The 14,975-nt window shown below is 70.7% G+C and carries 15 protein-coding genes; 3 read left to right on the top strand and 12 right to left on the bottom strand.

What is annotated here, in order from left to right; all coding sequences use genetic code 11:
- Positions 1–96 precede the first annotated feature (96 nt).
- Complete coding sequence (gene infC / locus ACIQCY_RS07530) at positions 97–1,215, bottom strand: translation initiation factor IF-3 (RefSeq protein ID WP_400483272.1); 1,119 nt, start codon at positions 1,213–1,215, stop codon at positions 97–99.
- A 342-nt stretch (positions 1,216–1,557) separates the two neighbouring features.
- Between infC and ACIQCY_RS07525 the strand changes: the two genes are divergently transcribed.
- Positions 1,558–2,010, top strand: coding sequence for a DUF1844 domain-containing protein (locus tag ACIQCY_RS07525; protein WP_400483271.1), 453 nt, complete (start codon positions 1,558–1,560; stop codon positions 2,008–2,010).
- A gap of 163 nt (positions 2,011–2,173) precedes the next feature.
- Here the strand turns inward: ACIQCY_RS07525 and ACIQCY_RS07520 are convergent, their stop codons facing one another.
- From ACIQCY_RS07520 to ACIQCY_RS07485, 8 genes are all read right to left on the bottom strand, one after another.
- The gene (locus ACIQCY_RS07520; RefSeq protein WP_400483270.1) at positions 2,174–3,484 is read right to left on the bottom strand and encodes an MFS transporter; all 1,311 of its coding nucleotides are present in this window, start codon (positions 3,482–3,484) and stop codon (positions 2,174–2,176) included.
- Positions 3,485–3,512: 28 nt separating this feature from the next.
- A complete protein-coding gene (locus ACIQCY_RS07515) occupies positions 3,513–4,367 on the bottom strand; it encodes an SseB family protein (RefSeq protein ID WP_400483269.1) in 855 nt (284 codons plus the stop codon).
- Complete coding sequence (priA, locus tag ACIQCY_RS07510) at positions 4,364–5,122, bottom strand: bifunctional 1-(5-phosphoribosyl)-5-((5-phosphoribosylamino)methylideneamino)imidazole-4-carboxamide isomerase/phosphoribosylanthranilate isomerase PriA (RefSeq protein ID WP_400483268.1); 759 nt, start codon at positions 5,120–5,122, stop codon at positions 4,364–4,366. The genes ACIQCY_RS07515 and priA overlap by 4 nt, the downstream gene beginning before the upstream one ends.
- Before the next feature lie 63 nt (positions 5,123–5,185).
- Complete coding sequence (locus tag ACIQCY_RS07505) at positions 5,186–5,344, bottom strand: hypothetical protein (protein WP_400483267.1); 159 nt, start codon at positions 5,342–5,344, stop codon at positions 5,186–5,188.
- A gap of 4 nt (positions 5,345–5,348) precedes the next feature.
- Positions 5,349–5,987, bottom strand: coding sequence for an imidazole glycerol phosphate synthase subunit HisH (hisH, locus tag ACIQCY_RS07500; protein ID WP_400483266.1), 639 nt, complete (start codon positions 5,985–5,987; stop codon positions 5,349–5,351).
- On the bottom strand, positions 5,984–6,601 hold the full coding sequence (gene hisB, locus ACIQCY_RS07495; RefSeq protein WP_400483265.1) for an imidazoleglycerol-phosphate dehydratase HisB: 618 nt from the start codon (positions 6,599–6,601) through the stop codon (positions 5,984–5,986). The genes hisH and hisB overlap by 4 nt, the downstream gene beginning before the upstream one ends.
- A gap of 145 nt (positions 6,602–6,746) precedes the next feature.
- Positions 6,747–7,841 carry a histidinol-phosphate transaminase gene (locus ACIQCY_RS07490; protein ID WP_400483264.1) on the bottom strand — a complete coding sequence of 365 codons (1,095 nt, stop codon included), beginning with the start codon at positions 7,839–7,841 and terminating at the stop codon, positions 6,747–6,749.
- Between the two features lie 117 nt (positions 7,842–7,958).
- Positions 7,959–8,399 (bottom strand): LysM peptidoglycan-binding domain-containing protein, encoded by a 441-nt coding sequence (locus ACIQCY_RS07485; RefSeq protein WP_400483263.1) that lies wholly within the window; start codon positions 8,397–8,399, stop codon positions 7,959–7,961.
- 381 nt (positions 8,400–8,780) lie between these two features.
- Here ACIQCY_RS07485 and lexA point away from each other — a divergent pair, with 381 nt between their 5' ends.
- Entirely contained in the window at positions 8,781–9,494 is a 714-nt protein-coding gene (lexA, locus tag ACIQCY_RS07480) for a transcriptional repressor LexA (protein ID WP_400483312.1), read from the top strand.
- A gap of 118 nt (positions 9,495–9,612) precedes the next feature.
- On the opposite strand, the gene ACIQCY_RS07475 is transcribed toward lexA, so the two are convergent.
- Positions 9,613–11,691: an ATP-dependent DNA helicase gene (locus ACIQCY_RS07475; protein ID WP_400483262.1), complete on the bottom strand. Its 2,079-nt coding sequence runs from the start codon at positions 11,689–11,691 to the stop codon at positions 9,613–9,615.
- The gene (gene hflX / locus ACIQCY_RS07470) at positions 11,684–13,267 is read right to left on the bottom strand and encodes a GTPase HflX (RefSeq protein WP_400483261.1); all 1,584 of its coding nucleotides are present in this window, start codon (positions 13,265–13,267) and stop codon (positions 11,684–11,686) included. The genes ACIQCY_RS07475 and hflX overlap by 8 nt, the downstream gene beginning before the upstream one ends.
- Before the next feature lie 121 nt (positions 13,268–13,388).
- On the opposite strand from hflX, the gene ACIQCY_RS07465 reads away from it, so the two are divergent.
- The gene (locus ACIQCY_RS07465; RefSeq protein ID WP_400483260.1) at positions 13,389–13,997 is read left to right on the top strand and encodes a class I SAM-dependent methyltransferase; all 609 of its coding nucleotides are present in this window, start codon (positions 13,389–13,391) and stop codon (positions 13,995–13,997) included.
- 21 nt (positions 13,998–14,018) lie between these two features.
- On the opposite strand, the gene dapF is transcribed toward ACIQCY_RS07465, so the two are convergent.
- Entirely contained in the window at positions 14,019–14,972 is a 954-nt protein-coding gene (dapF, locus tag ACIQCY_RS07460) for a diaminopimelate epimerase (RefSeq protein ID WP_400483259.1), read from the bottom strand.
- Positions 14,973–14,975: the final 3 nt, after the last annotated feature.

Raw genomic sequence — 14,975 nt, 5'->3', positions numbered from 1 at the left:
TCTCCTTTTGATAGCCGGGGCGGTTGCACCCGGAGGTCGGCACCCGAAGGTGCCTGCTGGTGTTCGAACGTGCCCGGGAAGGACAGGGCCGGAGCCCTAGTCCGTGCTTCCGGGCTGGGGACGGCTGGTCGGGCTCTTGGGCGCCGTCCTGCCGGCAGGCTTGGGGGTCGCCGACGGCTTCGGCGCTCCGGGCTTCGGCATGGCCGAGGGCTTGGCCGCGACGGCCGGCTTCGGGGCCGGTGCAGCTGCTGCCGGACGGGGAGCCGGTGCCACTGCGGGCCTCGGCGCCTGTGCGGCTGCCGGTCGTGGCGCCTGCGGTGCCGTCGCAGGCCTCGGTGCCGAAGCAGCCGGAGCCTGGCGCGAAGCCGCAGGGCGCTCGGAGGCGGGTCGCGACGACGTCGACCGCGGGGCCGAGGACGTGCGTGCCGGCGCGGCCTTCGGCTCAGCCTGGACGGCCGGGGCCTGGACCGGGGCAGGAGCCGCTGCGGCCTCCGCAGCGGGCGCCTCCGTTGCCGGTGCCGCCTCGACGGGAGCCTCGGTGGCCGGTACCGCCTCGACGGGAGCCTCGGGTTCGCTCGTGATCGAGTAGCCCTCGGGCAGCAGGTCCGCGAGGGACTGCGTCAGCGGCGCGGTGCCGGCACGGGAGGTGTCGACACGCTTGACCTCGCCGCCGGCCTTCACGGCTTCATTGGCAGCCTTCGCCTCGGCCCGCTGGGTCTCCCGGCGCGCCTCCGCCTTGGCTTCGGCCTTGTTCTTCGTCGGACCGATGACCATGACCATGTTGCGGCCGTCGATCCGCGGCGAGGACTCGACGATGCCTACCTCGGCGACGTCCTCCGCGAACTTCTGGAGCAGGCGGATGCCCATCTCGGGACGCTGCTGCTCGCGGCCGCGGAACTGGATCATGGCCTTGACCTTGTCGCCGGCTCCGAGGAAGCGCATCGCGTGTCCGCGCTTCGTCTCGTAGTCGTGCGTGTCGATCTTGAGGCGGAACCGGATCTCCTTGAGGACCGTGTTGGTCTGGTTCTTCCTCGCCTCGCGCGCCTTGACGGCCGCTTCGTACTTGTACTTACCAAAATCCATGAGCTTGGCCACCGGAGGCTTGGCCTGCGGTGCTACCTCGACAAGATCCAGGTCGGACTCGGCTGCAAGTCGGAGCGCGTCCTCGATACGGACGATTCCTACCTGTTCGCCGGCAGGTCCGACCAACCGCACCTCGGGAACGCGGATACGATCGTTGATTCTTGGCTCGCTAATGTGTGACTCCTGTGGATTCTCAAACCGGAACCGCGTGCGAACGAAAGAAGGCCTCCCATTGCATGCGCAATCGAAGGCCTCGTCAACCGGTCCTGGATGGTCGGCGGAAGCGCGAGCTTCCTGCGCGTTCATCAGCAGGACCGACCAGGTGACCCGGCTACCTGCAATGCGACCGTGGGTCGCACCAGGCAAACGCGGGTGGGAGAGGACTCCGCTTGCAGACCGATCTCTTCCCGCACCACCCCCGGGAGGGGCACAGCGAGTAACTTCGACCGGTTGGTCTATGCCAAGCTTACCAGTATGAACACCCCACACGACAATCCGCAGGACGCCCCCGACGAGGGAGCGGCGACAGCCTCCCGACGCAGCTTCGCCGAGGAGCAGGAACACGGCGCCGGCCCCTCCGACACGGCGGAGCAGGACGTCCGCCAGCAGATGCGCGACATCTCCGAGGTGGCCGCCGTGGAGGTCATCGTGACCTCGGCGGTGCACCTCATGAGTGCCGCCGCCGTCAAGTGCGGCCTCGGCCACGAGGAGAACGCCGAGCAGCTCAAGGACCTCGACGAGGCACGCAAGCTGATCACGGCCCTGGCCGGCTTCGTCACGGCGGCAGCACCGGAGATCGGCTCCCAGCATGCCGGGCCCCTGCGTGACGGGCTCCGCTCCCTGCAGCTCGCGTTCCGCGAAGCCTCGATCATCCCTGATCCCCCGGGGAAGGGCCCCGGCGAGAAGTACACGGGCCCGGTCAACTGATCCGACGACACCCGTCCTCCGGTCGAAGGGTCATGGACGAGCCGCACCGGCCGGTGCGGCTCGTTCGCGTTCCAGGTGTTCGCCGGTCGGCCCCTGCCGTCCCCTGATCGCCGCCGCGCAGCTCGCTGCCGCAGGTCGGCGCGGCCGGCTCGCTGCCGGCAGGTCAGTGCGGCCGGCTCGCCGCCCGAGCTGATTCCGCCGTCGCGGGGCGGCTGCCGAGGTTCCGGGCGGCGAACCCCGCGGCCCCGATGACCGATGAGACGACGGCCACCGCGGTGAAGCCGCCCCAGGGACCGGTGGCGTCGATGAGGACGCCGGCAACGGGTGCCCCCAGCGCGACCCCCGAGGTCAACGCGGATCCGTACCAGCCCATCGCCTCGCCCCTGCGATCCTCGGCCACCAGATCGGCGACCTTCTCGGAAGCCGCGGAGAGCACGGGGGCGCACAGCAGGCCCGCGGGAATCGACAGGACTGCCAGTGAGAGAGTGCTGTCGGCGAAAGCCATCGGCAACGTCAGGAGCGCCATGCCGAGCAGGAGGAGCGACGGCGGGACGGGCCGGTGGAGCGCGCCGTAGAGGAGGCCGCCCACCACGGACGCCGCACACCACGCCACGAAGACGAGGCCGAGCTGCCCCTCGTTGCCGGCGTGCTCGAGCGCAGCCACGATGCCGACCTCCGAGCCCGACAGCACCAGCCCCGCTCCCGCCGCGATGATCATCACGATCACCAGCGGAACCGTCAGCCATGGGAAGGCGCGCCGCACTCCCCGTCGGAGCAGCGAGGTGCGCCGCCGCCCCTCCTGCCCTGCATCATGGATCCCGATGAGGTCCGCTGCGGCCTCGCCGATCCCGGCGGGCGCGGCGGCCGCGACCGTCCCGGCGTCGGGCAGTTGCTCCGAGCGCGTCGGAGGGTTGAACCACATCAGGAAGAGACCGGCGGAGGCCGTGGCGAGCCCCACGAGCGTCAGGCCGAGCACCGTGGAGACCTGCGTCGCCAGGACGACGCCGACAGCCGGCCCGGCCATGAAGACGACCTCGGTGGAGATCGCGTCGAGCGTGAAGGCCGTGCGCCGCCGGTCGCCCTCCACGAGGACGCCGAGCGCCTGGCGGATGACGGAGAACGCCGGAAGCGTGAAGAGCCCGCCGATCAGCGCGGCGACCAGCAGCCACTGGTACGGAAGGTGCGGCGCCACGGACCAGATGGCCGCCTCCGCGACGATGGACGGGACGAGCGCGCGGCGCAGTCCTGCGGTGTCGATCCGCCGCCCCCGCCAGGGCGCACCGACCGCGATCCCGATGGTCACGACCGCGGCGACGGCGCCGGCCTCGGCGTAGCCGCGGTCCAGCGTCTGTACCACGTGCAGGGTCAACAGGACCCCTGCCGCGGAGTGCGGGAAGCGGGCGATCATCCCGACGAGCAGGAGCATCCGGACGGACCGGATGCGCAGCAGGTCCCGGTATACGGCGAAGTTCACGGACTGTCCTTCTCCGCCGGCGGCTCCGTCAGCGGGTGAGTTTGATGTCGAGCGAGTCGACGCGTTCCACGAATTCGGTGAGGTCGAGGAGCCTGGCACGGAAGGCGGACACGATGTCCCGCACGTCCTGCGGAGGAAGCCCCCCGCGGAGCTGGAGATCCATGCGCAGCTCGGGGCCCGGTCCCCCACCGAAGGCAATGCTACCGTCGGCGGCCCGCGTGAGGACTCCCGCGCCGGGCCTCAACTGCACCGACAGGATGCCCTCCTGCCCACGTGCGACCGCATCGATGAGCGCGGCCAGTTCCTGGTCCTCGTAGGACGGCGTCCAGCTCGCCTGTTGGGCGAGGGCCCAGACGGCCGGACGCCGGAGGACGAAGGTCACCTCCGCACCCGGGTCGAGAACCAGGAGCTCTGCCTGCTCCGCCGCTGCGGCGAGGGCGGCCCGTGCCGCGTAGGCGGCCACGGGCCGGGCGTCAGGGTGCCAGCGTGCCAGCGCCTGCGTCGAGGAGAACACCGGCAGCGCTTTCCGTCCGTCCGGTGCCGTGAGCGTGACGAGCGCCATGTCGGCTTCCTTGTCGGCCTGCAGACCGGACGCCGCGTCCCCTCCCTGGCTGAGCTGCGCGACGATGGGGATGAACACCCGTGCCGTCGTCAGCGCCGCGAAGACGGCCTGTTCGTGCGGGCCCGGCTGGCCGGATGCTCCGAGGAGCCCCGCCACCGCGGCGGCGAGCCGTGCGTCGGCCGAGCCGTCGTCGTCGTCGAACGCGTGCAGCGGGTTGGCCGGACCGGACAGGTCCCGGCCCGCCCACGGCCGACCGGCGGAGTCGGTGGTGTTGCCCGCCAGTGCCGCTGCGATGTGCGCGGGCAGCTGCCTGGCGGTCACGCGTCCGCGGCGGGCAGCCCTGCCACGTCCAGCGCCTGGGGCAGGGTGAAGGCTCCGGCATAGAGGGCCTTGCCGACGATCGCGCCCTCGAGACCGCTCGGCACGAGGTCGCGGAGTGCCGCGATGTCGTCGAGGCTGGAGATGCCGCCCGAGGCGACGACGGGACGCGAGGTCCTGGCCAGGACCTCCTGGAGGAGCGCGAGGTTCGGTCCCTTGAGCGTGCCGTCCTTCGTCACGTCCGTGACGACGTAGCGTGCGCAGCCGGCGTCCTCGAGGCGCTGCAGCACCTCCCACAGGTCGCCGCCGTCCTCCGTCCACCCCCGCGCCGCGAGGGTGGTGCCGCGGACGTCGAGCCCGACGGCGATGGCATCGCCGTACCGGGCGATGGCCAGCTCGGTCCACTCCGGGTTCTCCAGCGCGGCCGTGCCGAGGTTCACCCTGGTTGCCCCGAGTTCGAGGGCCGCGTCCAGCGATGCGTCGTCGCGGATGCCCCCGGAGAGTTCGACCTTGATGTCGAGGTGCTTGACCACGCGTTCGAGCAGGTCCCGGTTGGAGCCCCGGCCGAATGCCGCATCGAGATCCACCAGGTGCACCCACTCCGCGCCGTCCTCCTGCCAGGCGAGGGCCGCGTCGAGCGGATCGCCGTAGCTGGTCTCACTGCCCGCTTCCCCCTGGACGAGCCGGACGGCCTGTCCGTCGGCGACATCGACGGCGGGAAGGAGCTGGAGGGTGGGTGATTCGGAGAAGGGACTCATGGTCTGCTTTCTTGCGGGCGGCGGGGGCCGGGATGGCCGGGCGGTCGGGAGAGGGTGGTCCGGCTATCCGCCGGAGAACGTGAACAGGTACGCGGCGAAGAGGGACAGACCGGCCAGCACGAGGAAGGCGATCCACACCCAGCGGGGGAACTTCTGGCTGCGGAGCGAGAACGCTCCGCCGACCAGGAGGCCGGCGACGCCCATGAGGACGACACTCAGCATCGGCTCACCGGAGGCCCTCGATCCAGTTCCGCAGGAGCTGCGCTCCCGCGTCCCCGGACTTCTCGGGGTGGAACTGCGTGGCACTGAGGGGCCCGTTCTCGACCGCGGCGATGAAGGGACCACCGTGATCGGACCAGGTGACCTGCGGAGGCTTCATCGCCGGTTGGGTGACGTCGAAGGACCAGTCCTGGACGCCGTACGAGTGCACGAAGTAGAAGCGCTCGTCGCGGATCCCGTCGAAGAGGACCGTGTCCTCCGGCGCCTGGACGGTGTTCCAGCCCATGTGCGGCACGACATCGGCCTTCAGCCGTTCGACCGTCCCCGGCCACTCGGCCATACCCGGTGTGCGCACTCCATGCTCCACGCCCTCGTCGAACAGGACCTGCAGTCCCACGCAGATGCCGAGCACGGGACGTCCGCCGGCCACCCGGCGTCCGATCATGCGGAGGGCATCGACATCCTTGAGACCCTTCATCACCGCGGCGAAGGCGCCCACCCCGGGCACGAGCAGCCCGTCGGCGTTCAGGACGTCATCGGGTTTGGCGCTCAGCACCACCTCGGCGCCGACGTGTTCGAGCGCTCGCACCACGGAGCGGACGTTGCCCGATCCGTAGTCCAGGACCGTGACGGTGCGCGGTGTCATAGTGCCCCCTTGGTGGACGGGATGCCGTCGACCCGCGGATCCGGCTCGACGGCGGCGCGCAGGGCCCGGGCAAGGGCCTTGAACTGGGCTTCGACGATGTGGTGCGGGTCCCGGCCCGCGACGACGGTGACATGCAGGCAGATCTGGGCGTGCAGCGCCAGGGCCTCGAGCACGTGCCGGGTCAGGGATCCCGTGAAGTGGCCGCCGATGAGGTGGTATTCCTGCCCTGCGGGCTCGCCGCCGTGCACGAGGAACGGGCGGCCGGAGATGTCGACGACGGCGTTCGCGAGTGCCTCGTCCAGGGGAACCGTCGCCTCGCCGAAACGGCGGATGCCTGCCTTCGTTCCGAGCGCGAGGCGGAGCGCCTCGCCGATGGCGATGGCCGTGTCCTCGACGGTGTGGTGCACGTCGATGTGCGTGTCACCCGAGGACCGGATGGTCAGGTCGATCAGTGAGTGCTTCGACAGGGCCGTGAGCATGTGGTCGTAGAACGGCACCGTGGTGTCGATCGAGGACACACCGGTTCCGTCGAGGTCGAGTTCCACGAGGACGCTGGACTCGCTCGTGACGCGCTCGATGCGGGCCGTACGGCCGCGGGCGGCATCAACTGTCATTGCATTCCTTCTGTGCGCTACCGGTCATCCGGGCGCGGTTCGGCGTGGCGTCGGGCGGGCTGGAGGTGGTGCACGGCGCGGTGTGTCAGGCGTCGTGCCCTCCAAGTCTAGGAGACGTTGCCCTGGGGCGGACCGCCCCTGGGGGCTAGAGCAACTTCCCCAACGCGGAGAGGAACGCCGTCGTCTCCTCCTCTGTTCCCGCGGTCACCCGCAGGGAACCCGGGATGCCGACGTCGCGGATGAGCACTCCCGCGTCCAGCAGGCCCTGCCACACGCGGCGCGGATCGTCGAGTCCCGAGAAGAACACGAAGTTGGCGTCCGACGGCGCCGGTGAGAGGCCGAGGAGCTCGAGTTCCCGCACGATGCGGTCCCGCTGCACCTTGATGGCCTCGACGTTCGAGAGCAGGGTGTCCGCGTGGGTCAGCGCTGCGTTGGCCGCCGCCTGGGTGATGGCGGAGAGGTGATACGGCAGGCGGACCAGTCGGAGGGCATCCGTGACCTCCGGCGCGGCCGCGAGGTAGCCGATCCTCGCCCCGGCCAGGGCGAAGGCCTTGCTCATGGTGCGGGACACCAGCAGGCGGGGTCGGCCGGCAAGCAACGTCAGGGCGCTCGGCGTGTCCTTCTGCGCGAACTCTCCGTAGGCCTCGTCGACGATGATGATGGCGCGGGCGGCCTCGCCGGCTTCGTAGGCGGCTTCGATGACGTCGAGGCCGAGCGCCGTGCCGGTCGGGTTGTTGGGCGAGCACAGGAACACCACGTTCGCCGCGGACTCGCGGACGGCACGGGCGGTCGCCTCGGGTGTCATGGCATAGGCTGCTCCCCGGTCCGCCGTGACGTAGCGTGTTCCGGTCCCGCTGGCCAGCAGCGGGTACATGGAGTAGGTGGGCGGAAAGCCGATCGCCGTGCGCCCCGGCCCGCCGAAGGCCTGCAGGACCTGCTGCAGCACTTCGTTCGAGCCGTTCGCGGCCCACAGCTGATCCGGCGTCAGTCCGTGCCCGAGGTAGTCGGCAAGGTTCTTCCGCAACTCGGTGAACTCGCGGTCCGGATAGCGGTTCAGGCCCTGGGTGGCCTCGGCGACAGCCTCGACGATGGCTGCGTGCACGTCGGCGGGGACGCCGTGCGTGTTCTCGTTGACGTTCAGCAGGATGGGCACATCCAGTTGCGGGGCACCATACGGGTGGAGTCCCACGAGGTCATCACGCAGGGGAAGGTTCGCAAGGGCGTCGACGGAGGATGGCACTCCTCCAGTTTAAGGGATGCGGACTTCAGCGGCGAATACCAGCGAATACGGGCGCCGTCCCCCGGGCGGATCGCGAACCGACCGGCAGATTGCTCCCGTGGTCGACGAGGTGGACGCCTATCCCTCGGCGGGTACCGAGATACGCTGCCCCGCCTGGACGATGGAGGTGCCCAGGTTGTTGAGTTCGACCATCTCCGCGACGACGTCGCGCGGGTCCCGCTCCGGGGCGTACCGGACCGCGAGGTCCCACAGCGACTCTCCCGCGGCGATGCTCACCTCGAGCGTCTGCGAGGTCGTCGGCGCGGACTCGCCCGCCTGCGCCTGGGAGGTCAGGAATGCGCCGAGGAGGATCAGCGCGGCCACACCCAGGGCGATCGGGAGACCGACCAGCAGCAGCCTGCCCCGCCGGGTGAGGGTCAGGGGGCGCTGGGTGCTCCGCTGCCCGTCCCCCGACGGTGCGGTGGCCTGCGGGAGGGCGGGGACGCTCCGAAGGGTCGCCCCGGACCGAGCGGGCGTGAGCGCCCACAGCGCCGTGCTGCCGTGCAGTGCTTCAGCCATTGCGTATCCTCTTTCCCTTCGAATGTCCGATGCAGGCCTGGAGCCTTTTTCGAACATACGTTCTAATTCGTGTCTGCCTATTTCTAGCACCTACGAACGACCGTTGTCGAGACTCGCTCGAACATATGTTTGATAACTGCCCCGGACTGTCCTAGCGTGAGCAGGAGAGTGCATCACCGGTGGAAGCCGCTCCCCAGCGGCAGGCGAACCGTCGATGTGCTCCAGACAACCACCCGCCACTGACATATCGGCTTCCGGTCCACCGGGAGCCGATCGGCGGACACGACGGGATCGACGTCCCAGGCGAAAGGCACACCAGTGGCGGAACCAACCCCGGCAGTCCGGCAGGAATCGAACACCGCCGCCGGTCCGGCCGATGCCGTGCCCATCTCCGCGGGCCGCGGACGTCCGCGCGGACGCTCCGTGTCCAAGGGCCTGACCGCCCGCCAGCTGACGATCCTCGAGACGATCCAGCGCTCGATCGCCGACAAGGGGTATCCGCCCTCCATGCGGGAGATCGGTGACACCGTGGGGCTTGCGAGCCTGTCGAGCGTGACCCACCAGTTGTCACAGCTCGAGCGGCTCGGCTACCTGCGGCGCGATCCGAAGCGCCCCCGGGCCATGGAGGTACTGCTGCCACTGACGCTTGCCTCCGAGCAGTCGGCGGATGCGGCCGGCTCGTCGTCGGACCGGAAGCCCGGGGAACACCAGATCGCCGTCGACACCGCCCTGGTGCCGCTCGTGGGACGGATCGCCGCGGGCGGGCCCATCCTCGCCGACCAGGTCGTCGAGGACGTCATGCCCCTGCCACGGCAGCTCGTGGGCCATGGCGAGCTGTTCATGCTGAGGGTCTCCGGGGATTCCATGGTGGATGCCGCGATCTGCGACGGTGACTGGGTCGTCGTCCGCAAGCAGCAGAGTGCACAGAACGGTGACATCGTGGCGGCGCTGCTCGATGACGAGGCGACCGTCAAGACCTTCCGGCAGCGGGACGGCCACACATGGCTCCTGCCGCAGAACACGCGCTACGAGCCGATCCTCGGCGACCACGCCAGCATCATGGGCAAGGTCGTCTCGGTGATGCGCGCCCTGTAGCGCGTCCCTTACGGGTTCGACGGCCGGACGGCCGACCGGGGCGACGGCGGTGCGCCGAGCGCAGCCGACCGTCGATCGCGACGCGCCCGGCGGAGTGCATGCCCGCCCGGCGGGCGCATCAGCGTCCCGAAAGCCGCTCCAGGATGCCGGTGACCGTCTCGCGGTCCGTCGTCGCCCAGAACGGCGGGAGCGCCGCCCGGAGGAACCCGCCGTACCGGGCGTTGGCGAGGCGGCTGTCCAGGACGGCCACCACCCCCCTGTCCCCTGCAGCGCGGATGAGGCGACCGGCGCCCTGCGCCAGCCGCACCGCGGCGTGCGTCGCCGAGACGCTCATGAAGCCGTTGCCGCCGTTCCGGGCCACGGCCCTGGTCCGCGCCGTCATCAGCGGATCGTCCGGCCGCGGGAACGGGATGCGGTCGATGACCACGAGTCGGCAGGACGAGCCCGGCACGTCCACCCCCTGCCACAGCGACATGGTGCCGAAAAGGCACGTGTCCGGCTCGTCCGCGAACCGGGTCACGAGCGCACTGAGGGACGAGTCCCCCTGGCACAGGATCTCGAAGTCGACCTTCGGGCGCAGCGCCTCCGCCGCCTCCTCGGCGGCCCGCTTGGACGAGAACAGGCCGAGCGCTCCCCCGCGGGAGGCCGTGAGCAGCGTCAGGAGCTCCGCCAGCTGCGCGTCGGAGGTGCCGCGCTCGGGCTTCGGAAGGTCCTTCGCCACGTACAGGACCCCCTGCCGGGGGTAGTCGAAGGGACTCCCCACGTCGACGCCGGTCCACGCGGGCGCGCCGGGACCGCTGAGGCCCAGCGATCCCGCGACCGGTCCGAACTCGGAGCCGATCGCGAGCGTCGCCGAGGTCAGGATCACCGTGTGGTCCTCGAACAGTCCTTCCCGCAGGCGCCCGGCGACGGAGAGCGGAGCCACGTTCAGCGTCGCGGGTGAGCTCTCGTCCGGCTGCTCGTACCCCGAGCCGGGCGTGAAGGTACTGGGGCGGGATGCCCAGACCACCTCGTTCAGGTCCGAGGCCGCCAGGATCCGCTCCGCGAGCTCGAAGACCAGGGTCACGCGGGACCGGGCGACCTGCCGGCCGCCGTCCACGTCGGCCTCCGACTTGCCCTCCGTCTTCGTGTCGGAGAGCGCAGCGCGCGCCGCGTCGCGGACCTGGGAGAGCGACTGCTCGACGTCGTCCGGCAGGCCGCCCGGCAGCAGTCCGGAGGACAGGAGTTCTGATGCCGACTCGAAGGCCGCCGCGGCGGTATCGAGGGCCGCGGTGCCGATCGACGCGTGACGCCGCAGCGCCGTGGCCGCGGCGCTCACCATCGAGGCCGACAGCTGGCCCGACACGGCCCCCGTGACGCGGTCGTGGAGTTCGTGCGCCTCGTCGATGACCACCACGTCGTACTCGGGCAGCACGGCGAGGCCCTCGAAGGCACTGATCGCGAGCATCGCGTGGTTGGTGATGATGATGTCCGCGTCCGCGGCGGCGGCGCGAGCCCTCTCGCTGAAGCACTCCTGGGCCACGGGGCAGCGGGCAGCACCGAGGCATTCCATGCTGGACACGGACACCTGGCGCCACGCGCGGTCGCTCACGCCCGGGACGAGGTCGTCCCGGTCGCCCGTCGTCGTCTCCTCCGCCCACTCCCGGAGCCTCACAACCTCCCGGCCGAGCGCCGATGCGGGCGCACCGCCCGACGCCGGAGCAGGATGCGGCGCGGCGTCCTCGCCGAGGCTGAAGAGGGTGTCGGGGGCGTCCTCCTCGGGGAAGCCGCCTCCGGTCTTGTGGAGGCAGACGTAGTTCGAGCGGCCCTTGAGGAGCGCGACGTCGACAGGCCGTGCCAGCGCCGGCCGGACGGCATCGAGGAGGCGCGGCAGGTCCCGGCCGACGATCTGCGCCTGCAGGGCGAGCGTCGCGGTCGAGACGACCGACGGGCGGTCACTGTCCATGGCATGGGCGATCAGTGGGACCAGGTACGCGAGGGACTTGCCCGTTCCCGTACCGGCCTGGACGAGGAGGTGGTCGCCCGTGCGGATGGCCTCGCTGACCTGGCGCACCATCTCGTGCTGGCCGGCGCGCATCTCCCCGCCCATCGCCCCCACGGCGGTGTCGAGCAGGTCGAGGGCCTGCCGGGCCTCTGCGGAGGAGCGCGCCGCGCCCGGCGCCGCGACGGCGGCGCCGGACCGCGGGCTGTCAGTCATTGCGGACGTAGGGCTCCAGCTCGGCTGCCAGGCCCTCCCGGACCATCACTTCGAGGCGCGTCCCGTCGTCGACGTGCTCCATGCCGAGGATCTCCACGTCCTCTTCATGGAGGCGGCTGAGGACCTCGCCCCGCTCGTAGGGCACCAGGATGTCCAGCTTCACGCCGGGGCGTGGGATGTTCGTGCTGATCAGCTGACGGAGTTCGGTCAGCCCAGCTCCGGTGCGGGCGGAGACGACGACCGACCTGGGTTCGCGCTGCCTCAGGCGCTCGATGACGAACGGATCGGCGGCGTCGGCCTTGTTCAGCACGATGATCTCGGGCACCTTGCGGGCGTCCACCTCGGTCAGCACGGTGCGTACCGCCGCGATCTGTCCCTCCGGATCCGGATGGGACGCGTCGACGACGTGCAGGATCAGGTCGGAGTCGGCCACCTCTTCCAGCGTCGACCGGAACGCCTCGACCAGCTGCGTGGGCAGGGAACGGACGAATCCGACCGTGTCCGCCAGCGTGTAGCCGATCCCGTCCGGTGTCTCGGCCTTGCGGACCGTCGGATCGAGGGTGGCGAACAGGGCGTTCTCGACGAGCACGCCGGCGTCCGTGAGCCGGTTCAGCAGGGACGACTTGCCGGCGTTCGTGTAGCCGGCGATGGCGACCGAGGGCACCTGGTTGCGCCGTCGGTTGGACCGCTTGGTCTCGCGAGCGGGCTTCATGCCGGCGATCTCGCGGCGCAGTTTGGCCATCCGGGTACGGATCTTGCGTCGGTCGAGTTCGATCTTCGTCTCACCGGGCCCGCGGGAACCCATACCGGCGCCGGCGCTTCCGACCTGGCCACCGGCCTGGCGGGACATGGACTCGCCCCAGCCCCTCAGGCGCGGGAGCAGGTACTCGAGCTGTGCGAGTTCGACCTGGGCCTTGCCCTCACGGCTCTTGGCATGCTGGGCGAAGATGTCGAGGATCAGGGCCGTACGGTCGATGACCTTGACCTTGACGATGTCCTCCAGGCCACGGCGCTGCGACGGCGACAGCTCGCTGTCGACGATCACCGTGTCCGCGCCGGTCGCCTGGACGATCTCCTTGAGCTCCTGGGCCTTGCCCGAGCCGAGGAACGTCGCGGGGTCGGGCTTGAGGCGGCGCTGGACGATACCGTCGAGCACCTCGGATCCGGCGGTCTCCGCGAGGGCCGCCAGCTCCTGGAGCGAGTTCTCGGCGTCCTGCGCCGTTCCTTCGCTCCACAGTCCGGCGAGGACGACCCGCTCCAGCCTCAGCTGCCGGTATTCGACCTCGGTGACGTCCTCGAGCTCGGTGGACAGCCCAGCGACACGGCGGAGGGCCCGACGCTCGGACAGGTCCTGCTGGTCGCCGTCCGACTCGGATGGTTGCTCATCCTGCGACAGGGCCAGGGCGCGTGATCGCCAGGTCCTGTCGATCGGCGCGGCGGTCGCCTCCGGCTTCGTCGTCCCGTTCTTCGCCTTCGCCACGGCAGCTTCGTCGCTGGCGAGGATCCGGTCGATGACGGCTTGGATCTCCTCCGGGCCCATGTCGGCTCCGGTGGAATGTCCGTTGTTCGTGGTCATAGTCTCCCTCAATGGATGTCCGTCAATTCTACGGCCGACCACGGACGCGCAGCGGCGTATTCTCCCAGCGCGAAAACCGCCTTGCCCTGGGTGCTTCGACGGTGCCACTAGGCTTTCCTCCATGGATCCACAGCACTATTTCAGCGCCCAGCCGGCCGGACCGGACACCCGCCGGCCACTCTCCGTCGTCCTGGCCGGCGCATCCCGGGAGCTCGTGACGTCGTCCGGCCTGTTCAGTCCCGACGGCGTCGACAAGGGCACGGCGATCCTCCTCGACACCGTGCCCCGTCCCGAGGGGCAGCGCCTGCTGGACATCGGCTGTGGCTGGGGGCCGATCGCCCTCACGATGGCGCTGCTGTCCCCCGGTGCCGAGGTGTACGCCGTCGACGTGAACGAGCGGTGCATCGCACTGACCACGGAGAACGCGGCGCGGCTGGGGCTGGGCAACGTCACCGCCGGTCTCCCCGACGCCGTCGACGAGGAACTCGAGTTCGACACCATCTGGTCGAATCCGCCCATCCGCATCGGCAAGCAGGAACTGCACGCCCTGCTGCTCCGCTGGCTGCCACGCCTCGCCCCGGGAGGACGCGCGTGGCTCGTGGTCCAGAAGAACCTGGGGGCCGACTCGCTGCAGCGCTGGCTCGCGGAGGAACTGCCGGAGGGATTCGGCGTCCGGCGGGCGGAGACCTCCAAGTCGTTCCGCATCCTCGAGGTGCACCGGGCAGGCTGAGCCGGGGCCGTCCCGCGTCCGTCAGCCCGCGGGCAGCAGCATGCCGTCCGCCACGAGGACGGCCGGCCCGCTGAGCTGCACGTGCTCGCGGCCCTCGGGCCCATCGAAGAAAGTCACTCCGACGACGCCACCGGGAACGGTCACGAGCCACCGGGAGGGCGCGTCCCGGCCTGCCCAGAACCTCGTGGCCGCGGCCGCGGCGCACGCCCCGGTACCGCAGGACTGCGTCTCCCCGACTCCCCGTTCGTGGACGCGCATCGTGAGGCGCCCGACGCCGTCGTCCCCCACGAGCGGTTCGGACGGGACCACGAGTTCGACGTTGGTTCCCGCGGGTGGCAGCGGCTGCACGGCCGGTGCGCGGTGCAGTTCCGTCCGTTCGAGTTCGGCGTGCTCGGCAAGCGCGACGACGGTGTGCGGATTACCCATGCTCACGGACAGCGCGGGGCGGTCGACGTCGAGGCCGCCGATGGCGACGAGGGAATCCATCCCGCGCGCCACGGCAGCCTCCGGGAAGATGAACTCCCAGGGCCCCATGTCCACCGCGTAGCCGTCGCCGGACCGGGTCACGCGCTTGACACCGGCGCGCGTGCCGATGGCCAGCTCGCCGCCCTCGGGCAGCTCGGCGACGGACCGGGCGAGGAGGAAGTGCGCGAAGACCCGCACGCCGTTGCCGCACATCTCCGACACCGACCCGTCGCCGTTGCGGTAGTCCATGAACCATTCGGCGGCCGGCTCGGACTGCAGGAGGGCGCGGCCTTCGGGAAGCGTCGACGAGCGCACGGCGCGGATGTACCCGTCGGCCCCGATGCCGCGGTGGCGGTCGCACAGGGCGGAGACGAAGGCGGCGTCGATGGGGCCGGTGCCCTCGGGGTCGAGCGTCAGGACGAAGTCGTTGCCCGTGCCGTGGCCCTTCGTGAAGGTCAGGCCCGAGGGCTCGACGGCGGGCACGGCGGTGTCGGCAGGGAGGACGGTCACCGT

The organism is Arthrobacter sp. NPDC092385, assembly GCF_044755105.1.
In the GTDB taxonomy this organism is placed as follows: domain Bacteria; phylum Actinomycetota; class Actinomycetes; order Actinomycetales; family Micrococcaceae; genus Arthrobacter_D.
This window is presented reverse-complemented; position numbering and strand designations above follow the sequence as displayed.